At 74.7% G+C, this 25,076-nt stretch carries 14 protein-coding genes and 1 other RNA gene; 4 read left to right on the plus strand and 11 right to left on the minus strand.

Annotation, left to right across the window (positions count from 1 at the left end; translation table 11 throughout):
- On the minus strand, positions 1-182 hold a 182-nt coding region (locus tag VF202_06655), incomplete at its 3' end, for a type II secretion system protein (protein ID HEX7039769.1).
- A gap of 104 nt (positions 183-286) precedes the next feature.
- Here VF202_06655 and ffs point away from each other — a divergent pair.
- Positions 287-383: signal recognition particle sRNA small type (gene ffs, locus VF202_06660), an RNA gene on the plus strand.
- Here the strand turns inward: ffs and VF202_06665 are convergent.
- The gene (locus VF202_06665) at positions 371-559 is read right to left on the minus strand and encodes a hypothetical protein (GenBank protein HEX7039770.1); all 189 of its coding nucleotides are present in this window, start codon (positions 557-559) and stop codon (positions 371-373) included. The two genes, ffs and VF202_06665, sit on opposite strands and share 13 nt — an antisense overlap.
- Before the next feature lie 30 nt (positions 560-589).
- Positions 590-1,102 (minus strand): low molecular weight protein-tyrosine-phosphatase, encoded by a 513-nt coding sequence (locus VF202_06670; GenBank protein HEX7039771.1) that lies wholly within the window; start codon positions 1,100-1,102, stop codon positions 590-592.
- Between the two features lie 142 nt (positions 1,103-1,244).
- Between VF202_06670 and VF202_06675 the strand changes: the two genes are divergently transcribed.
- Complete coding sequence (locus tag VF202_06675) at positions 1,245-2,750, plus strand: putative Ig domain-containing protein (GenBank protein ID HEX7039772.1); 1,506 nt, start codon at positions 1,245-1,247, stop codon at positions 2,748-2,750.
- Between the two features lie 83 nt (positions 2,751-2,833).
- On the opposite strand, the gene VF202_06680 is transcribed toward VF202_06675, so the two are convergent.
- Positions 2,834-5,041, minus strand: coding sequence for a bifunctional (p)ppGpp synthetase/guanosine-3',5'-bis(diphosphate) 3'-pyrophosphohydrolase (locus tag VF202_06680; protein HEX7039773.1), 2,208 nt, complete (start codon positions 5,039-5,041; stop codon positions 2,834-2,836).
- 452 nt (positions 5,042-5,493) lie between these two features.
- Between VF202_06680 and VF202_06685 the strand changes: the two genes are divergently transcribed.
- Entirely contained in the window at positions 5,494-6,144 is a 651-nt protein-coding gene (locus VF202_06685; GenBank protein HEX7039774.1) for a DUF2461 domain-containing protein, read from the plus strand.
- Between the two features lie 65 nt (positions 6,145-6,209).
- On the opposite strand, the gene VF202_06690 is transcribed toward VF202_06685, so the two are convergent.
- The 7 genes from VF202_06690 to VF202_06720 all read right to left on the minus strand — a co-directional run bounded on the left by VF202_06690 (position 6,210) and on the right by VF202_06720 (position 14,716).
- On the minus strand, positions 6,210-7,331 hold the full coding sequence (locus VF202_06690) for an LptF/LptG family permease (GenBank protein ID HEX7039775.1): 1,122 nt from the start codon (positions 7,329-7,331) through the stop codon (positions 6,210-6,212).
- Between the two features lie 94 nt (positions 7,332-7,425).
- Positions 7,426-9,555: a hypothetical protein gene (locus tag VF202_06695; protein HEX7039776.1), complete on the minus strand. Its 2,130-nt coding sequence runs from the start codon at positions 9,553-9,555 to the stop codon at positions 7,426-7,428.
- Positions 9,556-9,558: 3 nt separating this feature from the next.
- Positions 9,559-10,239, minus strand: a complete 681-nt coding sequence (locus VF202_06700) for a hypothetical protein (GenBank protein HEX7039777.1) — start codon at positions 10,237-10,239, stop codon at positions 9,559-9,561.
- Between the two features lie 142 nt (positions 10,240-10,381).
- A complete protein-coding gene (locus VF202_06705) occupies positions 10,382-11,779 on the minus strand; it encodes a pitrilysin family protein (protein ID HEX7039778.1) in 1,398 nt (465 codons plus the stop codon).
- Positions 11,779-13,149, minus strand: a complete 1,371-nt coding sequence (locus VF202_06710; protein ID HEX7039779.1) for a pitrilysin family protein — start codon at positions 13,147-13,149, stop codon at positions 11,779-11,781. The genes VF202_06705 and VF202_06710 overlap by 1 nt, the downstream gene beginning before the upstream one ends.
- A gap of 378 nt (positions 13,150-13,527) precedes the next feature.
- On the minus strand, positions 13,528-14,418 hold the full coding sequence (gene trpC, locus VF202_06715; GenBank protein HEX7039780.1) for an indole-3-glycerol phosphate synthase TrpC: 891 nt from the start codon (positions 14,416-14,418) through the stop codon (positions 13,528-13,530).
- Positions 14,408-14,716, minus strand: a complete 309-nt coding sequence (locus tag VF202_06720; protein HEX7039781.1) for an acylphosphatase — start codon at positions 14,714-14,716, stop codon at positions 14,408-14,410. The genes trpC and VF202_06720 overlap by 11 nt, the downstream gene beginning before the upstream one ends.
- A 222-nt stretch (positions 14,717-14,938) precedes the next feature.
- On the opposite strand from VF202_06720, the gene VF202_06725 reads away from it, so the two are divergent.
- Positions 14,939-25,066 (plus strand): translocation/assembly module TamB domain-containing protein, encoded by a 10,128-nt coding sequence (locus VF202_06725; GenBank protein HEX7039782.1) that lies wholly within the window; start codon positions 14,939-14,941, stop codon positions 25,064-25,066.
- The last annotated feature ends 10 nt before the right edge of the window (positions 25,067-25,076 follow it).

Consider the following 25,076-nt stretch of genomic DNA (forward strand, 5'->3'; position numbering starts at 1 on the left):
GGGATGAGCACCGCTGCGAGGATGCCGATGATCGCGATGACGATCAGCAGCTCGATCAGGGTGAAACCCTTGGTGTTCTGACGCATGTGCGTCCTCCTAGTTCGGCCGCCCGGATATCTATGGATTAACGCCCGGTAGGCCAGGTATTGCTCCGACCCTCCGTGGGCCGGTGCAGCCAGCATATGGACGCCCCCTCACAGGATTCTTACGAGATTGTCACAAACCCCCCATATGGGGGATAGCTGACCAGAAGGCCTAAGCGGGTCGTGTTAGCATCCCCTCTGCCCCACCGGCCCAGCGCGGTGGCGACCCCCGAACCAGGTCAGGTCGGAAGAAGCAGCCTTAAGGGGTGATCGTCAGGTGCCGCTGGTCACCGGAGGGGCACTCCTCTACCGCGACGGCCGCTGCGAGCTCGGCCGATCGTGAACGGCACCGAGCCGAGCCTCCCCTTGTACCGCACGTACGTGGCCACGAGCAGGGCCGCCGTGTAGACGGCCCAGTTCTGGGCGATCACGACCACGTAGAGGGCGACCAGCGCCGCGAAGAGGAAGTGCCTCACCGGCGCAGCCTAGAGGCGAAAGCTGGTTTCCTAGGTACGGATGCGGTCGGCCGCGAGCAGCCGCGCCTTCACGTCCTCCAGCAGCCCCCGGCACGCCTCCTCGATGAGGTCGAGGACGCGCTCGAAGCCCTCCGGTCCACCGGCGTAGGGGTCGGGCACCTCGCGCTCGGGCCGGCCGGGCGCGAAGTCCATGAGGAGGCGCACGTTCGGCGCGAGGCCGCCGCAGATGGAGCGCGCGCGGTTGAGGTTGCCGCGGTCCATCACCAGGACGTAGTCGAAGCGGCGGCAGTCGGCGGGCCCGAGCTGGCGGGCCCGGAGGCCCGAGATGTCGTAGCCGCGGCGCAGGGCGGCTGCCTGGGCGCGGCGGTCCGGCGGGGAGCCGACGTGGTAGTCGTGCGTGCCCGCCGAGTCGACGATCACGCGGCCCTCCAGGCCGGCCTCCGCCACGAGGCGCCTGAACACGCCCTCCGCGGTGGGCGAGCGGCAGATGTTGCCCATGCAGACGAAGAGAACCCTCACTGGCGAGTCGGCGGCCTCGGTCACGCGGGCCATCGTATGACGCCGGGCACGCGCCGCGCCGCATGAAGAGGCAGGGGCGCTCTCGGGCGGCTCTCATGAAGCCCCGGTTAGCATGGCGGCATCTCAACAGAGCCGCACTGCCCGGGGCTCAGGAAGATGGTCTGGCATGGCTAGCTCCGCGCCACGGACCTACCGACTATCCGCGCGTGGATCGCTCGTCCTCGCAGCGGCGCTCGCCCTCGTCGCGTGCAACGGCGGCCCTGGGCTCGTCGACGAGGCGCCCTCTCTCGCGGCGATCCCCGACCAGAGCACGACGCTCGGCGAGCCCGTCGAGGTGGCGGTGACGGTGACCGACGAGGAGCCGGGGACCGTGGACCTCACGGCGACGAGCTCGGACGAGCAGGTCCTGCCCGCCGCTGGCCTGGCGCTGAGCGGTGCCGGCGCGGACCGCACACTCACCGTGACGCCCGGGAGCGTCACGCCGGGCACGGCGGTCGTGACGGTCACGGCGACCGACGGGGGCGGCAAGTCCTCGTCGGTGGAGTTCGAGGTCGTTGTCGACAGGCCGTTCGCGGGCGAGCCGGCGCTGCTCACGCCGCAGAACGCCGACCTCATCGGCACCTCCGTGGCGATGGACGGCGGCGTCGCGGTGGCGGGCGGGATCGAGTACGCCTACGTGTTCGAGCTGGACGGCGACACCTGGGTGGAGCGCGAGAAGCTGGACTCGGCCGTCAACGGCATCGTCACCGTGCAGGACTTCGGCGACGCGGTGGCGGTGGAGGGCGACCGCGTGCTGGTGGGCGCCGCGGAGACCGACGGCGACGCCACCGACCAGGGCACCGCCTTCGTCTTCGAGCGCTCGGGCGACGACTTCTCGTTCGCCGGCGAGCTCCTCGACCCCGCCCCCGAGCAGGACGACCGGCTGGGCCGGTCGGTGGGCGTGAGCGGCGACCACGTCTTCGCCGGGGCGCCCGGCGCCTCGGAGAGCGGCGTCCGCAGCGGCTCCGTGGTCGTCTTCCTACCCGACGACCCCAACGGCTGGACGCTGCTGGGCAAGCTCACACCCAGCGACGCCGTGGACGGCACCGTCTTCGGCGAGGCGCTCGACGTCTCCGGCGACCTCCTCGTGGTGGGCGACTACGGGAACGACCAGAGGGGCGTCGACGCCGGCGCCGCCTACGTGTTCGAGGCCGAGGCCGGCTTCTGGAACGAGGTGGCGAAGCTGGCGCCCGCGGAGCTGGAGGCCGGCGACCAGTTCGGTCTGGCGGTCGCCGCCGACGACGGCTGGGTGCTGGTGGGCTCCTGGAACGACGACGACGCGGGGCAGGAGGCGGGCGCGGTCTACGTCTTCCACGACGCCGGCTCCGGCTGGCAGCTCGTGGACAAGCTCCTCGCGTCCGACGCGGCCCCGTTCGCGAGCTTCGGCGGGAGCCTGGCCCTCGACTACCCGTACGCGGTCGTGGGCGCCCACTACGAGGACAGCGCCGCCGACAACGCCGGCGCGGTCTACGTGCTGAGGCACGACGGCACCACGTGGCACGAGGTGGCCAAGCTCACGTCACCGCACGCGGCGGCGGGCGGGGGCTTCGGCTTCGACGTCGACGTGAGCGGCGAGCACCTGATCGTCTCGCAGCTCCAGTCCCCCACGTTCACGGCGGTCTACCGGCGGTGAGGACCTAGAAGGGCTCGGCCGCGCCGGCCTGCTGCGCCTGCGGTCGCCGTCGTGCGGGTCACCGGGCCTCGGGCCCCGGCTCGCTACGCCTTCAGCCCCGGCTTGCTGCGGTAGACGCGCGTGACGTCGGGGATGCGGCCGATGTTGTCCTTGACGTACTCGATCTCGGCGTGGTCCTTGACGTCGATGCGGAACATGATCCGCGCGCTCATGTTCGAGTTCACGTCGGCCTGCACGCGGAACGCGCTCTTGTTCATGCCGCTTATCACGTCCAGGACGTCCTTCAGCAGGCCGGGACGGTCGACGGCGACGACCTCGAAGTCGACGGGGAACACCTCCCCTGCCGGCGTGTCCCAGGTGACGTTCACGAACCTGTCGGCGTCGGTCTCCATGAGGTGCTTGACGTTCGGGCAGTCGACGCGGTGCACGGAGATGCCGCGTCCGCGCGTGACGTAGCCGATGACGTCGTCGCCGCGCACCGGGCTGCAGCAGTTCGCCAGGTTCGCCGGGGCGTCGAGGCCGTCGACGTAGACGCCGGAGACGCTCTTGCGCGGGTGCTCTGCCGGCTGCTGCGGCTTGCGGTCCTTGGCGATCTCGGGCACCAGCGCCTCGACGACCTGCTTCGGCGTGAGCCGCTGGGCGTCGAGGGCGAGGAACAGGTCGTCGACCGAGTCGGTGTTGAGGAGCTTCTCGGCGGCCTCGAGCAGCTTGGCCTTCGTCATGTTCGGCGCCACCGGCAGGCTGCGGCGCCTGAGGCCGCGCTCGAGCATGCGCCTGCCAGACTCGAGCTGCTGCTGGCGCTCCAGCGCCCTGAAGTAGTGCCTGATCTTCTGCTTGGCGCTGCGGGTGACGACCATGTTCACCCAGTCGGCCGACGGCCCGTACTGGCTGGAGCGGTTCGTGAGGATCTCGACGCGGTCGCCGGTCTGGAGCTGGTAGGTGAGCGGCACGATCTCGCCGTTCACGCGGGCGCCGATGGTCCTGTGCCCCACCTCGGTGTGCACCTGGTAGGCGAAGTCGATGGGCGTGGAGCCGCGCGGCAGGTTCACGACGTCGCCCGCGGGCGTGAACACGAGCACGCGCTCGGAGAGGTAGTCGGTCTTGACGGCGTCGACGAAGCCCTCGGCGTCCTCCGAGGTGTTGTCGATGTCCAGGAGCTGCTTCATCCACTCGAGGCGCTTCTGGATCTCGGCGGGGTCGTTGATGCCGTCCTTGTAGGCCCAGTGGGCCGCGACGCCGAACTCGGCGACCTCGTGCATCCGCCGCGTGCGGATCTGCACCTCGATGGGCTGGCCGAGGAGCCCGATGACCGTGGTGTGGAGGCTCTGGTAGCCGTTCGGCTTGGGCACGGCCACGTAGTCCTTGAAGCGCCCGGGGATGGGCGTCCACAGGCTGTGCACGATGCCCAGCGCGCGGTAGCACACGGCCTTCTCCGCGTCCTCCTGCGCCATGCCGTTGCCGTTGTTCGTCTCGGGGTCGAGGATCGCGCGGATCGCCATGAGGTCGAAGATCTGGTCGAGCGAGCGGTTGTCCCGCTGCATCTTCCGGTAGATCGAGTAGAGGTGCTTGCTGCGGCCGGACAGCTCGAACTTCAGCCCCTCGGCCTTCAGGCGCTCGGCCAGCAGCTCGATGGACTCCTGCACGTACTTCTCGCGCTCGATGTGCCGGCTTCTCACCTGGCGCTCGAGCTGCTCGTAGCGCTGCCTGTCGACGTAGTAGAACGCGATGTCCTCGAGCTCGTTCTTGATGTGGTTGATGCCGAGCCGGTGGGCCAGGGGCGCGAAGATCTCTAGCGTCTCCTCGGCGATGCGCCGCTGCTTGTGCGGCGGCATGTGCTCGAGCGTGCGCATGTTGTGGAGGCGGTCGGCGAGCTTCACGAGGATGATGCGCACGTCGCTGACCATGGCGAGCAGCATCTGGCGGAGGTTCTCCGACTGCTCGTCCTGGTAGACGCGCACGGCGAGCTTGCTGATCTTCGTCTCGCCCTCGACGATCCGCCTGACCGTGGGCCCGAACTGCTCCTCGATCTCCTCGAACGTCGCCTCGGTGTCCTCGACGGTGTCGTGGAGCAGGCCGGCGCGCAGGGCGTCGATGTCGAGGCGCATCTCGGCGAGGATCACCGTGACGGCCACGGGGTGCGTGATGAACGGGTCGCCCGAGCGCCGCGTCATGCCGCGGTGGTGGCGCTCCGCGAAGGCGTAGGCGTCCTCCAGCCGGCGCCGGTCCTCCGGCGCCAGGTAGCTCGTCGCCGTCCGCAGCTCGGCGGGCACGGTGACCACCGCGGTCTCCATCAGACGGCGAGTGTACCACCGCAGGCCCACTTCTCAGGGAATCCCCCTTGCGTTGCGGACGAGTTTGTGATTGGGCCCCGGCCTTTGGCTGCCGTCTGGGCGGGCGCGCGGGTGACTGTCGCGGTGCCCGCTCGCTGGCGGGCGGCGCGTCGGCAGGGGGCGCCCGCTCCGCGACGCCCGCTATGTCAGTATCTCGCTCCCGGGATACTGCCTGGACGCGCGATTATCCGAGCGAGGCCGCTCCCAGAGGGCATCTCTCTGTCCCTAAGCCGCGAAAGTCACCATCCCGGCAGCGAGATACTGACTGAGCGTGTGGCGAAAGACAAGTAGCCGGGCACACGGCTGAGCGTGTGGCGAGAGACCGGTGGCCCAGCACCTGACCAAGTGTGCGCCGAGGGACCGGTGGCCCGGGCGGCCGACCCGCCCCCGCGCGCTAACCTGGCCGTGACGCCATGCCCGACGACCAGCGCTTCACCGGCTTCTCGCCCGACGCCTTCAGGTTCTTCGCCGAGCTGCACCTCGACAACTCGCGGACGTTCTGGGAGGCGAACAAGCAGCGGTACCTCCAGAACGTGCGCGCGCCACTGGAGGCGCTCGCGCGCGAGCTGGAGGGCGCGTTCGGCGAGTGGCACGTGTTCCGCCCCTACCGCGACCTGCGCTTCACTAAGGACAAGCGGCCGTACAAGGAGCGGGCCGCGATGCAGTTCGGCGGGCGGGGCCCGGGCGCGGTGGGCGGCCAGTACCTGCAGGTCGGCGCCGACGGGCTGTTCCTCGGCGTCGGCACCTACTACCTCCACGACGAGCACCTGAAGCGCTACCGCCGCGCCGTGGCCAACGACCGCGCGGGCACGGAGCTCGAGGAGATCGTCGCCGAGTTGACGGCGAAGGGCTACGGGCTCGCCGGCGAGACGCTCAGGCGCCCGCCGCAGGGCTTCACCGACGACCACCCTCGCGTCGCGCTGCTCAAGCGCAAGGGCCTGGCCGCCACCGTCCAGTTCGCGCCCGAAGAGTGGATGTACGGCCCCGAGGCCATCGACCGGGTCGCCCAGGTCTTCGCCGACGGCGAGCGTCTCTGCGCCTGGTTCAGGTCGCGGGTGGCGTAGCGGTCTCGGGCAGCCCCGTGGGCCCGTGGCCCCGAACGGCGCCGAGGCGCGTCCGCGTCCGGCCCTCAGGCCCGTCGACGCGCCAGCAGGAGCAGCCCGAGAACGACGAAGACGAGGTTCCCGCCCCAGGCGCCCAGCCACACGGGTATCGCGCCGGTCTGGGCGAAGAGCTGTCCGAACGTGTAGAAGAGGTACCAGATCAGCGTCACGACGAGGCTGACGCCGAAGGCCACGCCGCGCGAGCGCGAGTACGACAGGGCCAGCGGCACCGCCACGAGGAGCAGGACGAGGTTCGTGAACGGCTCGGCGAGCTTGCGCTGGTAGAGCACCTCCGCCTGGCGGCGCTCGCTCACCGAGATGAGGTCGTTCTCGGCGTCCCGCCGCAGCTCGCTGAGGGAGCGGCTGTCCTCGAAGCCGCCGCCGGAGAAGCGGGCGATGAGGTCGTCGGCGGTGTACGAGGTCGTCACGACGAGCGTCTGCTCCGGGTCGGGCGGCACGTTGCGCAGGCGCACGAGGTTCGCCAGCGCCAGCGCCGGGTCGGAGACGGCCACGTCGAGCGCCCCTAGGTCGAGCCTGTCGATGCGGTAGCCGCTCAGCACCAGGTCGGTGCCTTGGAAGACCGCCGAGTCGGCGCGCAGGAGCGTGAGCACGTCGCCCTCCCAGCGCTCGATCCTCACGCCCAGCATGCCGTTGCCGCCGTTGGTGGTGGCGTCGAAGTGGAGCAGGAAGTCGTCGATGGGCAGGTTCTGGCGGGCGAGCCGGAACAGGCCGGAGCGGCCGGTCGTGAGGCGCCAGTAGGTCTCGGCGGTGCGCGCGTTCGTCACCGGCAGCACCCACTGGTTCATCGCCAGGACGGCGCCCGCGCTCACCGCCCCCAGAGCCACGAAGGTGAACGCCACGCGGCGCAGCGGCACGCCGCCCACCTGCATCGCCAACAGCTCGTGCTCGGTGGCGAGGCGGCCGAGCGCGATGAGTACCGCCAGGACCAGCGCTATGGGCAGCGTCTGCACCAGCGCCTGGGGGAGCTGCAGCACCAGCCAGGCCAGTAGCTCCGCCACCGGCGTGCCCACGATCCACTGCAGGCGGGGGATCGTGACCGACACGACCGCCAGCGACGCGTAGAGCACCAGCCCGAACAGGAACGGGGGGAGGGCCTCCCGCAGGACGTAACGGTCGACGAGCTTCACGGGGCGCGCCCCTCCATGAAGGGCCATGATACCCGCGCGCCTCGCTCGCCCAGGACTCCCCTGGCCGGCCCTACGGCTCGGCGGGTGCCTCCCCTCACGGGCCGCCGGGCGGCGGCTCGTCCTCGGGGGGCGCGGGCGGCGCTTCCGGGGCCGCCTCCTCCGAGGGCGCCGCCGGTTCCGCCGCCGGAGGCGGTCGCCGCTCGAGGTCGATGGAGAACGACGCCGTCAGGCTCCCGCGCTCGTTCGCGTAGCCCACGGTCAGCGAGCCGCAGCAGGTGATCACGGTGAGGTCGAGGGCGTGCAGGCTGAGGACGGGCATGTCGCCGTCCACGACGAGCGGCGCGAAGTCGAAGCCGATCGCCGGACGCAGCTCGAGGTTCTCGAACGCGAAAGGGACCGCCATCGACAGCTCCAGGTGCCGCAGGCCGGGGTCGGCCGGCACGAGCCCCTGGACGGCCTCGGCGCGCACCGAGAACGCGCCGTAGGGCTCGATGGGCCCGGCCGAGCCCACCTGCACGACCGGCCAGCCGGAACGCCGGGCCTCGAGCGAGTAGGTGACGGCGGCGTCGCGCTCCGGCGACGGGTCCAGCACCCCGGCGAACTGCGCCTCGGCCGCGGCCTCGAAGGCCCAGTCGCCCGTGGCGTACCTCAGCCCCGTCTCCGCTACCGCCGTCGAGAGGCCGGCCGGCGACCCGCCGACGGGGACCGCGTCGTGCGTGGCCTCCACGCCGAGGAAGCCCGAGAGCCTCCTGACGGCGTCCCAGCGGTGGAGCTCGCCCTCGAGTCGCGCGGAGCCCGTGGTGCGGGCGAGGGGCTCGAGCCGGTCGAGGCCGTCGAAGGGCGAGGCGGCGTTGGTGAGCCGGGTGTCGTAGGCCACCGAGAGCGTCAGCGGCCCGGCCTCGAGCCGCCACGACGGGCTCAGCCGCACGCCCCACTGCAGCGCGTCCTGGCGCGGGTAGAGGGTCGCCTCGGCGCGCGCGCCCACGGCGAACGTGCCGGCGGCGGTCCGCCCCGTGCTCGCCTCGAGCCCGACGGCGCCGCCGACGCGCGGCCCGAACACCGTCGGCGTGGCGGGGTCCTGCGGCGTGGCCAGGGCCGTGGCGGCCGCGAACGCCTCGGCGGAGAGGGCCAGCGTCGTCGGCGCTGGCAGGGGCACCTCCACCTCGGCGGAGAGCCCCAGACGCCCCTCGTGGTAAGGCACGGCGTCGAGCTCGGCGCCGGAGTGGAAGCCCACCTGGGCGGCCAGCCAGGGCGTGAGGCCCTGCGTGACGCCCACGTCGAGGAGCGGCTGCCCGGCCTCGAGCCCGACCGTCGCCTCGACCCTCTGCCCCGCCTGCTCAGCCGCGAGCCGCACGAGCGCCACGGCCCCGAGCCGGTGGCCGGGGTCGACCCCGGTGGCGCCGAGGTCGAGCGACGCCGTGCCCTCGTCGCCGACGGGCAGCCCCACGACGCGCACGCCCACGCCGCTCCCGGGCCGCGACGGGTCGCCGCGGTCGGGCACGTTCTGCACCCGCACGGGGAGCGTGAAGCGCTCCATGGTCTCCTCGGTGATCTGGATGCGCGGCCGCAGGCCCACCCGCAGCGCGCCGACCCGCAGGATCCCGCCGCGCAGGTCGACCGTGCGCGTGCCCAGGTCCACGGTCGCGCTCTCCCCCTCGATCGCGTAGGGCGCCTGCTCCAGCCCGATGCAGGTGGTCAGCTCCGGGCCCGCCACCGACAGGGTCTGGCCCACCAGCTGGGCGTTGTCCCCGCTGACCGCGAAGGCCACGCCGGCCAGCGTGAACCCCGTGAGGGCCATGCCGCCCCCGACGAGGTCGAGGGCGATGGTGTCGGCCTCGCCGGAGAAGTCGGGCGCCGTGACGGCCGCCTGCTGCAGCACCAGCGTCTCGGTCGTGGCCGCCAGGTGCTCCGCTGTCATGCGCAGGTCGCCCCAGAACAGCTCGGGCGAGTCGGCGCGCAGGCCGAGCCGGCCAGACAGGCCGGTGACGACGACCTCGTCGGCGATCACCGTCCACTCGCCCCCCACGGCCGTGACGCACACGCCGCCGTAGAAGCGGGCCTCGTCGGAGTCTGGCAGGCTGCGGAACTCCTGGTAGTAGACGGCGAGGAAGTCGGGGACGGTGACCTGCGACGTGTCGGGGCCCGGCGTGCACTGCGCCGCCGCCCAGCCTGCGAGGATGAGGGCCGCCAGCGCCGCCAGCGCCCGGAACAGCCGTCGGGTCACCGCCTAAAGATAGGCTCTGAAGCGCTCCAGTAGGGCGGGGCTGACCTCGGTGGCGGCCGAGTACACGACCTCGTCGCCGCGCTGCTCCAGGCTGAGCTGCAGCAGGCCGCCCGCCGCCGGCGACCTCATCGTGAAGAGCGCGCCCGCGAACTCGTAGCGCCCGTCGAGCAGGACGTCGCCGTTCAGGGTGTCGAGCAGCACGCGGTCGGCGGAGAACCTCGGCTCGGTGCCGGTGACCCCGCCGTCGAAGACGATGACCTGCTCCAGCGCGTGGTAGCGCAGCGAGCCGGCCGTCACGACCAGGCCGTCGCGGCTGAGGCGCAGCTCGCCCGACGCCGTGAGCACGCTGCCCTCCACGTCGATGTGCAGCTTCTCGGCGACCAGGTCCCCGAAGTCGCCGGAGGCGGTGACGCCCGACGCCTCGATGTACTCGCCGTCCACGTACTTGATGACCGCCGCCCGCACCTCGACGCCGGTGTGCGCGTCCCGCAGCGTGCCGCCGTCCGGCAGCGTCGTGAGGCCGGTGACGATGTCGATGGTCTGCCGTCCGTGCGAGACGATGACGAGCGCGGCGAACGGCTTGTCCTCGGCTGACGATCCGGCGGGCCGGTCCGGGCCCTGGGCCGCTCCCACCGCTAGCAGGAGCGCCGTCAAGGACGCGAGGACCGGCCGCCTCACCTGCATCGCGCGAGTCTAACCAGCGTCCAAGTGAGAACCAGGTCAGGAGGGTCACGTCGCGGGCGAGCGTCGAGGAGCGTGGGTCGGTGGGCCGCACGCGCCGCCCGAGCGGGTTGGCTCATGCCCCGCGGAACCGGTCCCCCGCCGGTCACCCTCGCCGACCGGGACCCAGGGTGTAGACGAAGCTGGCGTCGAACGGACGCCCCTCCAGGAGCTCGATCCCGGTCTCGAGCTGCGCGTTCATGACGCGGTCGACGACCTCGGCGACGCTCTGGTACACGCCGAGCGACTGGTAGGTCGCGCCGAGCGACGTCAGGCGCCCGAGCGGCGTCTCCGCCCGCAGGGTCAGGCCGGAGGCCAGCTTGCGCTGGGCGCGGCGCCACTCGTCCGGGGTGGGCGGCTCGTCCTGGGCGCGGCGCAGGACGCCTTCGTAGCGCTCGATGACCTCCTCGGCGCGCTCCGGCGCGGTGCTGAGGTAGCCGACGAACGCGCCGGTGTCCTCGCTCGCCTCGTGCCCCAGGCTGGCGGAGTCGGCCAGGCCCTTGTCGACGAGCTCCCAGTAGAGCCGCGAGCCGGTGGCGTCGCCGAGTACGTAGCCGAGCACGGCGGCGGCGTAGCGGCGCGAGTCGGTCATCGCGACGCCGGGCGCGTAGTACGCGACGTGGACGCGGTTGAGCTTCGGGTCGACGGTGCCCTCGCGGCCCGTGGCGGGCGTCGCCACGGGGCGCTCCCGGGGAGCCTCGAACGGCGTCCACGAGCCGGCGATGCGCTCGGCCTGGTCGAGGACGGCGTCCCAGTCGTAGCGTCCCGCTACGGCCAGCACGAGGTTCTTCGGCGAGTACCGCCCCTGGAAGTAGCCCAGCATCTGGTCGCGGCTGAGCGCGCCCACGCTCTCCCTCGAGCCCAGGACGCTGTTGCCCAGCGGGTGACCGGCCCAGAACCGAGGGGCCGCCAGGTCGAAGACGTGGAAGTGCGGCCGGTCCTCGTACATCGCGATCTCCTCGAGGATCACCTTCTTCTCGACGTCGAAGTCCTCCTGCCTCAGCGACGGGCGCATCAGCTCGGCCAGCAGGTCGATGAGCTGAGGCAGGCGCTCCGGCAGCACGGCGCCGTAGTAGACGGTCCGCTCCTCGGAGGTGAACGCGTTGTACTGGGCGCCGAGCTCGTCGAAGGTCCTGTTGATGTCCTCGGCCGTGTAGCGCTCGTTGCCCTTGAAGACCATGTGCTCGAGGAAGTGCGAGACGCCCGAGAGGTCCTTGACCTCGTCACGCGACCCGGTGTGCACGAAGAACCCCGCCGCCACGCTGGCGGCGCCGTCGTTGTGCTCCCCGATGACGGCGAGGCCGTTGCCCAGCACCGCCTTGTCGAAGCGGAGGCGAGGCGCGACCTCGCCGGCCAGGGGCTTGGGGGCAGCGGCGACGCCCTCCTCGACGCGCGCCGCCGCCTTGGCCGGGCCCACGAGGCCTCCCTCGCCCGCGACGCTCTCCTCGCCGCCGGCGCGGGCCGCGTTCCGGCCGCGCTCGTCCCCGTAGAGGCGCCGCGCCATCAGCCCACCGCCGCCGGCACGCGCGCCGGACCGAGCGTGACGATCGTCGGCTCGGGCACGCGGTTGCGGCCCACGTACTCGTTCACGTCGTCGAGCGTGACCGCCTGGACACGCGCGGTGATCTCCTCGAGGGTCCGCGCGCGGCCGAGGTTGAAGACGTCGCCGGCCAGGCGACCGGCCGTGGCGCCGGACGACTCGCCCTGCATGACGAGCGACGAGAGCATGCCCACCTTGGCGCGCTCGAGCTCCTCGGCCGTGACGCCCTGCGCCAGGCGGTCGAGCTCGGCGAGGAAGACCTCGAGGGTCTCGTCGGCGCGCTCCGGCGTGGTGCCGGCGTAGCCGACCGTGTAGCCGAAGCCGCGCAGCGAGCGGTAGAAGGCGCTGACCGTGTAGACGAGGCCGCGCTTCTCGCGCACCTCGGTGAACAGCCGCGAGCCCATCGAGCCCGAGAGGACGTTGAGCGCCACGCTGTGCACGTACGCCTCGTCCGTGCCCGGCACGGGGCCGGGGAACGCCAGGCCGATCTGCACCTGCGCCGAGTCGGCCACGACGTGGCGCCGGCCGGGAGCCGCCACGGCCACCTGGGGCACGGCGGGCCCCTCGCCCTCCCAGCCGCCGAACGACGCCTCGGCCGACGAGAGCACCCGCTCCCAGTCGGCGCCGCCGGCGACCGCCAGCACCGCGCCGGCCGGACGCAGCGCGAGCCTCGCCTCGGCCCGCACGCCCTCCGCGGTGAGGGCGGCCAGGCCCTCGGCCGTGCCCAGCGGGCTGCGTCCCTGGGGGCTGGCGACGAAGGCGGCGAGCAGCTCGTCGAACAGCCGCTGCGCCGGCGTGTCGTCGAGGGACTCCAGCTCCTGCACGGCCAGCTCGCGCGACGGCTCGAACTCCGCGTCGTCGAGGCGCGGCTCCGTGACCATCGACGCGAGCAGGGGCATGACCTCCTCCAGCTCGGAGGCGAGGAACGACATGTTCAGGCTCGAGCTCTCGCGGCTCGCCCCGCCGCTGCGCCGCACGCCCAGGTCCTCCAGGGCGTCGGAGAGCGCCCGCGAGTCGAGGTCGCCGGCGCCCCGCTGCAGCCACTCGTGCAGCACTGTCGCCGTGCCCTCCAGGCCCTGCGGGTCGCTCGCCGACCCGAACGGCAGCACCAGCGTGGCGCTGACCGACGGCAGCCACGGCATGGCCTCGTAGACGACGGTGAGCCCGTTGTCCAGCCGCGCCGTCAGCGGCCGACGCTCCTTGACACCGGCGGCCTCGGTCTCGGTGGAGGGCGCCAGGTCGTCGCCCCCAGTTGGGGCCGCTGGAGCGTCGCCCGCCGCGGCGTCAGCCCGTGCGACGCCCCGAGCCGAGGCCGCCCGATCATCGATGGACATGAGCGCGAGTATAGCCCCGTGGCGCGCGCGGCCCGGTCTCCGGCCGTGCTCCTGAGGTGCGTTCGGTTCGGGCCTCGGGCCGGCTCTGGCGTGGCCCCTGTCGCGGCCGCTCGGGCGTGGCCCCGGCTCCCGCCGGGTGGTATCCCCGCCCGGCACCTTCAAGTCAGTATCTCGCCAGCGAGCTACTAGCCCCCACACTTCGCCGCGCTACGCGTGCCGTCAGCGACGGACCTAGAGACCTGCTGAACGCCTCTCGTCAGTATCTCGGCAGCGGGATAGTGACTCGAGGGGGGCACGAAGCGACCTCAGGTGCCCGCCGAGGGACCGGTGTGGGCTGGGGCGGCGCGCGCCCACCCCTCACCCCGGCCGACCATTCCCTCAGCGGCCGGTCAGCCGCCTCAGCGCTCCCGCGAGGTCGCCGCTGGCGGCCAGGCTCGTGCCCACGAGCACGGCGTCGGCGAGGCCCTGGACGCTCTCCAGGTCCTCTCGCGTCCCGTAGCCGGACTCCGCGACCAGCACGCCCGCGAAGCCGGACGCCCGCGCCGCCGCGAGCAGCCGCGGGGCGTTGCCCAGATCGACCGCCAACGTCGTGAGGTCCCTGTTGTTCACGCCGATGACCTCGGCGCCGGCGGCCAGGGCGACCTCGAGCTCGCGATCGTCGTGCACCTCCACCAGCGCGGCGAGGCCGAGGGCGTGCGCCGCCGCCACGTAGTCCCGGGTGGCGCCCCCTGTGACGGCTACGATCACCAGCACCGCGTCGGCGCCCGCCGCCGCCGCCTCCACGAGCTGCGCCGGGTGCACCGTGAAGTCCTTGCGCAGCAGCGGCACGCGGCGCGGCCAGCGCTCGCGGTCCGCCGCCACGGCGGCCAGGTGCGCGAGCTCGCCGCCGAAGTGGCGCTTCTCGGTCAGCACGCTGATCGCCGCGGCGCCGCCCGCCACGTACTGGCGCGCGGCATCCACGGGCTCGAGCGGCGCGATGTCGCCCTGTGACGGGCTCGAGCGCTTCACCTCGGCGATCACGTTCAGCGGCTCCGTCCCGGCGCGGCGCAGCGCCGTGACGAAGGCGTCGCGGCCGGACCGCCCCTGCGCGGCGCCAGCGGCCTGGACCGACCGGTCTAGCCAATCCGCCGCGGCGCCCTGGGCGTAGTCCGCCGCCCGCTCCCTCACGATCCGACCGAGCACGCCCGGGACGGCATCGAGCGCCTCGGCTCTCAACGGCGCCAACCCGGTCAGAGCCGCGGGGAGCGACCTGGCGGCCTCAGTAGACATGGAAGCCCCTCAGCCCCACCGGGTCGGACCAGATCTCCTCGATGTCCTCCACCTCGGCGTGCGCCGGACCCGTCCGCAGACGCACGAGGAGCAGCTCGATGTCGTCGCGCCAGCCCTCGGCGACCACCTCCACGCGCCCGTCGTCGAGGTTCTCCACGTGCCCGGCCACCCCGAGGTCGAGCGCGTGGGCGCGCGTGAAGGCCCGGAAGCCGACGCCCTGGACCTTGCCCCTGACCAGCGCGGTCAGCCGCACCCTCCCGGCCGCGCCGCCAGCCTGCGTGTCGCCGTCGGTGGACATGGACCGACATGCTAGCGCCGGGAGCGGCGCGGCGCACCACCCGAACACGAAGGTCGCGTGAAGGGCAGTTCGTGGCGTCGGGACCGGCCCTCTCATGGGTTCGTGATAGATTTGCCTGTCATGAGAAGCGCGTAGGGAACGGGAATCCTGCCGCTTCCGACGAGCCGCGACCCCCGGCCGGCAGGCCCCGCCGGCGCACGCGAACGGAACCGCCTGGCAGCGATGTCACGCCGAAGAGCATCCCTCATCGCCATCGTCGTCTTGGCGGTCCTCGCGGCGTTGGCGTTCCTGCCCGCGCTGCCCCCCGTGCGGGGGTTCATCGTCGAGCGCGTGGTGCAGGCGCTGGAGCGTTCCGGCACGCACGTCACCTACACCGGCACCGAGGGCAACGCGTGGCGCGGCGTCGCCCTGCACGGCGCTACCATCGCGGGTCCCGGCGTGGGCGTGACCGTCGACCGGCTGCGCGTGGGCTACTTCCTGCCCTCCCTCATCGGCGGCGAGCTCCCCCTCGACATCGAGGTCAGCGGCGCACGCGGGCGGGTGGACCTATCGCGGTTCCTCAGCGGAGCCGCGGCCGCGCCGGGGGCGCCGGCCGGTCCGCTCACCCTGCAGCTCCGCCGGCTGGCGCTCGACGACGTCTCTGTCGACGTCGAGGAGCTCCCGTTCACGCTGCCCGACGCCACGCTCTCCGACGTCCAGGTAGCGCAGAGCGGAACCGCCCTCGACCTCACGGGTACCGTGACGACCGCCGACGGCTCCGCCTACGTGGCCGGTCGCTTCGAGACGCTCACGGGCAGCTTCGACGCGCGCGTCGAGCGCGCCGACGCCACCCTCGCCCGCAACTGGTGGCAGGGCGTCACGGCCGGCGAGGTCACCGGCGAGCTCCACGTGCGCGGCTCGCAGATCGCCGGCAGCTTCGACGTCACGGGTGGCGCCGTCGACGACCTGGGCATCGCTGCCACCGGGGTCGCCGGCCACGTGGTGCTCGACTACCCGGTGATCACGGCCGACCTTACCGGCAACGCGCTCGGCGGTCCTGTCGCGGCCACGGGCGTCGTGAACGTCGACGCGCGGCGCTGGGAGGCGCAGGCGACGGGCAGCCCCGGTCTGGCGGAGGCCGCCGGCTGGCTCCTGCGCGGCAGCTACCCCGACGGTCCGCCGGTGGCGCTCGTCGGCACCGCCTCCGTCGAGCTGAGCCTCAGCGGGTGGGACCACGTCGTGCTCGACGGCTCGGCGACGGCAGCCGGGACCGTCGAGGGCCTCCCGCTCGACCACCTCAGCACGGCGTTCCGACTTCCCCCCGACGGTCGGATCAGGGCGCAGGGGCTGGCCGTGCTCGGCGGCGGCGACGTCCGCTTCGAGCTCGGGCCGGGCCAGGAAGGCGACGACCTGGTCGTGACCGCCGACGGCGTCGGCCTCTCGACCCTGGGCGAGGGCCTCGGCGCCGTCGACGCCCGCCTGCGCCTCGCGCTCGGCGGGCGCGAGGACGGCGAGCTCGCGCTGTCCTGGGCCGGAGAGGTCGCCGGCCGGCAGGCCGAGGCGCGCCTCGACGCCCGCCTCGACCCCGACGGCTGGCAGGGCTTCGTCACCGGCAGCGACTCCGCCGGCGCGCGCCTCGAGGGCGCCGTGGTGCTCGCCGACGGCACGCTCGAGGGCGGCCTGACGCTGAGCAGCCTCGGCCTGGACCCATTGCCCGCGGGTGCGTCCGTCGCCCTCGGCGTCTCCGGCCCGGCCAGCCTGGACGGCGCGCGCGTGACGGTCGCTCTCACCGGCGACGACCCGGTCACGGTCCCCGGCCTCCCCGACGGCCCCGACCTGCGCGGCAGCGCCTCCGGCGTCTACGACCCCGCGCGCTCGCGGGTCACGGGGCTCGTGGGCCGCTTCGGCCCCGTGATCGTCTCGGGGGCTCTCGACCTCGACCCCGTCGCGCTCGTCGCCGACGTCATCGTCGAGCCCACGCGCCTCGCGCTCGAGGGCGGCGGTGCGGCCGCCTCGCTGACCGTGCCGTCGAGCTCGCTCGTGTTCGGGACCGACGGCCTGTCGTGGCACGGGCGCGTCGAGTACGCCGACGCGTCAGCCGGGCCCGCCGCGACCGCTGACGGCGCGCTGCAGGCCGACGCCAGCCTGGACGCCGCCACGGGCGCGTGGCGCGTCACCGCCGCGTCGGCGGCGGGCGACCTCCGCCTGGAGGCGGGACCGGGCGGAGCTAGCGCCGTCCTCGACGGCCTCCCCGTGACTGTCGCCGACGGGGACGGTCCGCCGGCCCTGGCCCTGGCCCTCTCGGGCCGCGCCTCGGCCCCCAGCGGCGCCGGACCCGTGAGCGTCGACGTGACGGTCGACGACGCGGGCGGCGGACGCGTCGCCCTGCCGGCCGGCGTGAGCCTGGCTGGCGACGCCGACGTCGGCGCTGCCCGCCTGCACCTCGCGGGCGCGGTGGGCGACCTGCCCGTCACCCTCGGCGCCGCGTGGGACGGGCCGCTGCGCGCCACGGCCGAGCTCGGCCCATCCGGCAGCGAGCGCGTCGTCGCCGCCTACGACGCCGCCACCGGCCAGGTCACCGCCGCGGGCGAAGTGGACCTGGCCAGGTACTGGCGGCTGGTCACGCGCCAGGAGCCGCCGCTCGAGGGCACGCTCGCCCTGGACCTCAGCGGTCGGCTCGGCGCGGGCGTCCTCGACGGCGTCGCGGGCACCGCGACCGTAGCGGTGACCTCCCCCGTGGCCGCCACCGCGGTGGTCACCGGGCGCGGCGACTCCCTCGCCGTCACCCTCGAGGCCGAGGCGGCGGGCCTGCCCGTGCGCGGCGCGGGCGAGGTCCGCCTCGCCGACCTGGGACCCGACACGCCTCTGCTCACCGTAGACGCCGGGCCGCTCGAGGACCTCGTCCTCACCGTCAACGGCCTAGAGGGGAGCGGCACGATCCCCGGTGTCGCGGCCGGTCCGGCGGCGGTGCCGGACGTGCCGTGGAGCCTCCGGGCCGACTGGAGCGGCGCGCCCACGGCCCTGGTGCGCCTCGCCGACTCCGAGCTGACGCTCACCCTGGAGGGCGGCGCCGTCGTCACGAGCGGGCCCGTCACGCTGCCCGCCACCTACGCCGGCGAGGCGCTCGCGCTCACCCTCGACCTGCCGGAGCGCCGCGTCGACCTCGCGGACCCCACCGCCGCGCAGGTGCGCGCCAGCGTCTCCAGACCCGGCGAGGACCCGCTCCTCGAGGCGTCCGGCACGCCGGGGAACCTAGCTATCACCGGCGCGATCCCCGCCGGTCTCCTCGCCGCCCCGCTGCCCGAGCCCGCGAGGCCCGCGGGCGAGCTGGCCGTGAGCGGCAGCGCCGACCTGCTCGCCGGCGAGGCGGCCGTGTCGGTGGGCGAGGACGTGGCCGCCACGTTCCGGGACGGCACGCTCGAGCTGACGGCCCGCGGCGCCGACCTGACGACGCACGTGCCGGCGGCGGCGCCGGCCGGCCTCCGGGCCCAGCTCGACGGCACGCTCCGCCACGAGCCGGAGCGGGGCTGGCTGGGCGAGCTCGTGGCCGGCCTCTCCCTCCCCGGCACCGAGCCCACGGACGCCACGGTCACGCTCACCGGAGCCGGACCCGAACTGGCGCTCGCCGTCGCCGCCACCGGGCCGCTCGAGACCACGCTCCTGGCGCACGGCACCGTGTCACCCGAGCTGCGCCTGGAGGGCGACGCCCGGGCGCTCGGCGGCGCGGTGACGGCCGCGATCGCGGCGACGCCGGAGGACGGCCTGCGCGTGGCCCTGAGCAGCGCTGCCCTCGCGGGCGAGCCCTACTTCGCGCTGCCGCCGCTCGCAGCGAGCCTCACCGTGCCGGCCGCGGGCGGCGGTCCGCTGCTGACCGGCGACTGGGTCGACGCCCGCGTGGCGGAGGGCGGCACCATCGAGGGGCGCGTCGAGCTGCCGTTCACGCTCCTGGGCGCGCCCGCCACGCTGACCGCCGAGCTCGGGGGCACGCTAGACGACCCGACGGCGACGGCCACCCTGACGGGCGCCGGCGTCACGGCGACGGCCGAGGGGAGCCTGCGCGCCGCGTCGGCCGAGGCGACGCTCACCGAGCCGGCCATCGCGGCGGCCCTGCCAGCAGGCGCCCGCGCGGCGGCAGGGATGGTCGCCTCGCCCGTGCTCGTGCGAGCCGCCTGGACGCCGGCGGACGGCTGGGACCTCGACGCCGCCGCCCGCGCGGAGCTGCCCGCCGCTGGTCAGGTCGACCTGGCCCTGGCGCTCTCCGGCGACGGCGCCGTCTACGCCGGTGAGCTCGCAGCCTCCCTCCCGGCCGCGCCGGGCGCGGCGCCCGTCGCCGTGGCCTCGCTCGCCGGAGAGGGCGCCGACCTCACCGCCGAGCTGGACATGGCCGCCGTCGACTTCGCGAGGATAGGCGCCGCCTACGGCGTCGACGTCGACGTGCTGGCCAGCGGCCGAGCGTTCCTAGGCACCGATCCCGCTACCGCGGAGCTCACGCTCGACGTGTCTGGCACGGTGGAGGGCGCCGCGGTCTCACTGGCCGGTTCGGCGCCGGACGACCTGCGGTTCACGCTGCGGGCGCCGCAGCTCGACGTCGCCGGCCGGCTGGCGTGGCACGCGCGACGCCGCGTCGTCGTCTCCGGCCAGGCGGCGGGCCAGCCGATCGACGCCTGGCTCGAGGTCGACGACGCCTTCGAGAACGGGCGGCTGCACGTCGACGTCCCCGGCGCGTCCCTCGAGGCCGTGCTGGCGGCGCCCGAGCCGGGCGTGCGCACCGCCGCGTTCGAGGGCGGGCTGGCGGGCGGGCCGCTCGGCTTACATGGCGAGCTGAGCGGTGAGGTCGTGGCGCGGGGCGCCGAGGTCGAGCTCGCCGACCTGACGGCCGAGCTGTCGGGGCTGCCCGCGCCGCTGGCCGGGGAGCGCCTGGCGGTCGCGGGGAGCGGGACCCTGGCCCCCCGTCTCGACGTCGGCGGCGCGCTCACCGCGACCGAGGGCCCGCTGGCCGAGGCGGCGGGCGAGGGGGCCTGGCGCGTCGCCGGCGACCCGCTGGAGGCCAGCGTGACGTGGCTCGGCCTGGAGGCGGCCTACGGCCTCGGCTCTGGCGAGGCGCGGCTGCGGCCGGTGGGGGACGTCGCTCCCGCGGTGGCGGTGCTCCTGCCGGAGCTCGCCGGCGCCGACCTGCGGCTCGAGGGCCCCGGCCTCGCCTGGAGCCGCGAGGCGGGCTTCGGTGGAGCGCTGACCGCGACGGCCTCGGGCGGTCCCGTGCCCGCCGAGGCGGCGCCGGTGACCGTCGCGCTGCGCGGCGCCTCAGGCGGCGACCTGGCGGTCGCCGCCACGGCCGGCGAGGACAGCGCCGGCGCGCCCCTGGTGGCGCTCAACGCCGTCGTGCCGGCCCACGCGCCGCTCACGGGGGCATTGACCGCCGACGTCGCCATCGCCGGCGCCGTGGAGGCGGCGGGTCGTCTCACCGCCGGCGCGGGCGGCCTGACGCTCGACGTCGCGGGCGAGGGCCTCTCCCTGCAGGCGAGCGTAGGCGCCGACGGCTGGTCGGTCTCCGGAGCGCTCGACGGCATGCCCGTCGCCGACGTGCTGCCGCTGCGGGAGGACCCGCGGGTGAGCCTCAGCCTCACGGGCGGCTCCGCGACCGGCGGGCTGGCCGTGGAGGACCTCGTCGTCGCGAGCGGCGCCAGCCGGCTCGAGGGGTCGGCGTCGTTCGACGGCCGGCTGCGCATGGCCTTGCGGGCGCAAGTGGACCTGGCCGACGTGGACGCCGGCGACACGCGGCTCACGGGCCTGCTGCGCGGGCCCATCGTCCTCGTCGCGCCCCAGCTCGAGGACCTGGGGCAGGTCACGGTGACGGCGCAGCTCGACGCCGCCGGCGTGGGCGTCGCTGGCGTGCCCGTCCTCGTCGACGGCGGCCTGCAGGTGGGCGGCACCGCCGCCGACCCCGTGGTCTTCGCGGCGCTCTACGGACGCGGCGACCTGCGCGGCGCGCTGCGCCTCGAGGCGGCCCCGCGACGCGGGCGCCTCGACGTCCGCTCCACCCTGGCGTACCGCGACCTCACCAGCGACGTGCAGGTCGCGGTGTCCGGTGAGGAGGTGGTCGCGAGCGGCAGCCTCCGGGCGGGCGACGCGGTCCTGCTCGTCTCCGACCTCGGCGGCGCGGCGACGCTCACGGGCGCGGGGCGGCTCGACGGCTGGCAGGGAACGGTGTCACCCGGGCTCGCCGGGTTCGTGGTCGAGGGCCCCCTGGCCGCTCTGTCCCCCACGCTGCGGGGCTCGGCCCGACTCGCGCTCGGCGAGCCGGCCGGCGAGGGAGCCTGGCTGCGCGGGGAGTTCGCCGACCTCGCCGTCGCCGGCCAGGAGGTGGGCGACCTCGCGATCACTTCGGCAACCGCCGGGGCGCCGATCGCCATAGACGGCGACGGCGTGAGCGGCGTGTTCGACCCCGCCGACCAGTCGTGGATCCTGGAGCTAGAGGGCCTGACCCTGCCGGGCTCGCTGACCCTGGCCCTCGCCGCCGCCGGACGAGGACCGGAGGGCCGCGCCACCGGCCGCCTCGCGGGCGGCGCCGAGCTGGGCGTGGACGTGGGCGTCGAGGCGGAGGTCGGCGCGGGCGGCGCCAGCTTCTCGGCCTCCGGGACCGCCCTGGGCGGCGAGCTGTCCGTCTCCGGTCGCCGGCCGGCCGGCCGGGGGTGGACCGGCGAGGTGGCCCTGCAGGGGGCGGAGCTGCCGGCCACGGACGGCGAGCCGGCGGCGGTGCTGTCGGCGACGGGCGTCCTCCAGGGCAGCGGGCCCGTGCCCCAGGTGATACTCGCCACCGCGGCCTACGCGCAGGGCGCGGGCGTCGCCGCCGCCGGACGCGCGTCCATCGGCCCCGGGGGCGTGACACTCGACCAGACCGTCGCGCTGCCGCGCGCCACGGCCCCGCTGCGGGTGGAGGGCCGCCTGGCGCCCGGCCTCGACGTCAGGCTCAGCGCCGCCGGGGCGGCCCCTGGGCAGCCGAGCGGCGAGGTGCGCCTCCTCGAGCGCCAGGACGGCCTCGCGGCGATGGGCGCGCTGCAGGTGCCTCTCGGACCCGTCACCGTGAGGCTGGGGTCCGTCGGCTCGTCTCAGTCGCCGCAGCTCACGGTCACGCCGACGTCGCTGCCCGACGCCAGGCTCTCGGCCGACCTGGCCGCCGACGGGCTCCTCGAGCTGGTCTCCCGCGTAGCGAGCGAGGGGCTCGTCGTCACCGGGGGCGGGGCGGCCAGCGGCTCGGCCAGGCTGGACGTCGCGGCAGGGTCGTTGGAGCTGCGGCAGCTGGGGCTCGCGGTGTCGGGCTTCCGGGCCACGCTGTCCGGCAGGCTCGCGCCGGCGTCCGCCGACCTGGAGGGCTGGCTGGAGCTGCCCCTCGACACCCCGGACCCCGCCTCCAGGAGGCTGCCGGTGGCGGTGAGCGCGGCGGGCGGCCAGTGGCGGCTCAGCTCGAGCAGCCCGCTGGGCGAGGTCGCGGCCAGCTACGACGCGTCGTCGGGCGCAGCGCTCCTCGACGTGGCGCTCGAGCTGCGGAGCGACGGGAGCGGCGGCAGCCTGCTGCCGGGCGTGTCGGCCGGCGCCGTGAGCGCGCACCTGGCCTACGAGCCGGGGGCACCGCCCTCGGGCACGCTCTCCGTAGACGGCGTGCGGCTCACGCCGCCGGGCTGGGGCGAGGTCACCGTGAACGCCGACGCCGCGCTCGCGAACGGACGCCTCGAGGGGGCCGCGACCGTCGCCACCGCGGCGGGCAGCCTGAGCGTGAGCGGCGACGCCCCGGTGCCGAGGCTGCTCACCGCCCTCGGCGTCGAGCCCGAGGTAGCGGCTGCGGCGGCCGGCGGCTCCGACCAGCCCGGCGCCACCGAGGTCGAGCTGCGGCTCCGCACGATCGAGCTCGGCGCGGTCCCGTTGATCGCGTCGTCGGCCCCGCACCTCTCCGGCGCCCTCTCGGGCGTCGTGCGGCTGCAGGGCGACTTCGTGTTCGGCCAGCTCGTCGCGCCGGACCTCGCCGTGGGCGAGAACAGCCTGCCGGTTACGGTGCAGGTCTCGGGCCCGACCTCGCGCGTCGACGCCGACGTCATGCTGGGCAGGTCGCTGCTCGCGCTCACGCTCTCCGACCTGACGCTGTCGGGATCGGCGCGCCTCGAGCGCCTCCCGCTCGACCTGCTGGCCGAGGCGGTCGTGGGGCCGACCGACGTCACGGCGTTGCTCACCGGCGTCGCCCGCGTCGACCTGCCGCTGACGGACCCCGGCGCCGGCTACGCCGCCGTGGCCAGCGAGGAGCTCACCCTCCAGCGCGCCGGCGTCCTGACCCGCGGCGAGGTCACCCTCGTCTACGACCGGGGCTCGCTGTCCGTCGAGCGCGCCACGTTCTCGGGTCGCGGCGACTGGCACGCCGCCGGCGTCCTCGCGCCGGACCGGCTCGGCTTCGAGCTCGTGGCCGACGAGGCCGACTTCGGCCCCTTGCTCGGCCTGGTGCCGGGCCTGGCGCTCCTCGGCGTGGGCGCCGAGGGCAGCTTCGCCTTCGCGGCGTCAGGCACGCTGGCCGAGCCGCTGGTCACCTTCCAGACCGACGCGCTCGACTTCAGCGTGGCCGGCACCACGTACAGGCTCGCCGACACCGACGTGAGCCTCGAGGGCGCCGCGCTCTCGGCGGAGGCCACGCTCAGCGCCCTCTCGCCCGTGCGGGGCGACCTGCGCCTCGCCGGGGACGCGACCCTGGTGCTCGAGCCCTTCTCCCTGCGCGCCGCCGACCTGCGCTTCGAGGGGGCGCTGGTCGTGCCTGGCGTGGGGCGGATCGAGGACGTGTCCGGCTCGGTGACCCAGGACCCGCTGTTCCGGCCGTTCCTCGCCCTGACGGGGCGCCTCGGGGCGCCGCTCGCCGTGCAGGGCACGCTCGTGCCGCTCGACCTCAGGGCCGGCGGAACCGGGCTGCACGTCGCCTACCCCGGCCTGCTCATCGCCGACTCCACGCTGGCGGCCGACCTCCGGCTCGTGGGCGGCGAACGCGGCGTCGCCCTGAGCGGCGCGATCGAGGCCGACGAGGTCGTCATCGACCCCAGCGCGGCGGCGCCCGCAGAGGCGGACGAAGCGCCGGCCGGCGCCGGTGCGGAGGCGGCGGGAGCCGAGGAGGCCCGGGCAGGAGCCGGCGGGGACGCGGCCCCGGCCGCGGAGGGTGCGGCCGAGGCGGCGGAAGCGGCAGGAGCCGAGGACGCCGAGGTCTCCGCCGGCGACCAGGCTGCCGAGGACCCGAGGGCGAGCACCGTCGACCCGGCCGGCATGGCCCCCTCGCCAGTAGCGCCGACCGCCGCCGAGCCGGCGCCCGCGGGGGGTCTCGCGAGCCTGCGCTTCGACGACCTGCGCATCACGGCGCCGCAGCGGGTCGTGATGACCACCTCGTTCGCCTCGCTCGAGGCGTCACTCGACCTCACGCTCTCCGGCACCGGCGCCGAGCCGCGTCTGTCGGGCGAGGCGCGGGCGCTGCGCGGGAACCTGCGGTTCTCCGGGCGCGACTTCACCGTCGACCAGGCGGTCGCCACGTTCAGCCCCAACCGCGGCGTGCTGCCCGACCTGGACGTGAGCGCGCACACCGAGTTCGAGAAGGCGCGCGTGCTCGCGGGCAGCACCGACGTCGAGTTCGTGGCGCCTGAGGGCCGCACGTTCAGGGTCGACCTCGCCTTCTCCGGGCCCGTCGAGCTCGACGAGGACGGCGGCGTGCGCTTCGACGTGAGGCCGACGCTGACGTCCGAGGCGCTCATCGAGGTCGGGCCGGGCGACGCCGACCCCGCCGCCGCGGTGGGCAACGGGGTGCGCCCGCTCACGCAGGCCGAGCTGCTGACGCTCGTCACCCTCGGCCGGCTCGAGCTGGGGTCCGACCTCATCGGCGCCGGCGGCCTGGGCGGCGCGGTGGCGCAGGGCGCGCTCGACACCGCCGTCGACGTCCTGCTGCTCGGCGAGCTGCAGAACGCCCTGCGCGAGGCGCTCGGCCTCGACGTCCTGGAGATCCGCACCTCGTCGATCACCCAGCTCATCGACGGCGACCAGCCGTTCGGCGTGTCGGTGCGGCTGGGCGGCTACCTGAACCCCGAGCTGTTCGCCAGCTACCGCATCGGCACCGCCGACCCCGACGACCCGGGCTTCGCGGTCACGAACGAGGTCGCGCTGCAGTACGCGCTAGGCCCGCTCGACCTGGAGGTCTCGGGGCGCATCGACTTCCCCACGACCGGCGTGCTGGCGTCTCCCCGCTCGGCCCTCGGCCTCGGGCTCTCCTACGACGTCAGCCGGTGGCTGGGCCTCGACCTCTCGACCTCGCTCTCGACCGAACGCAGCCTCATAAGCTTCGGCGTGACCCTGCGGTGGTAGCCTCGTGACT

It is taken from the genome of Trueperaceae bacterium (assembly GCA_036381035.1).
In the GTDB taxonomy this organism is placed as follows: domain Bacteria; phylum Deinococcota; class Deinococci; order Deinococcales; family Trueperaceae; genus DASRWD01.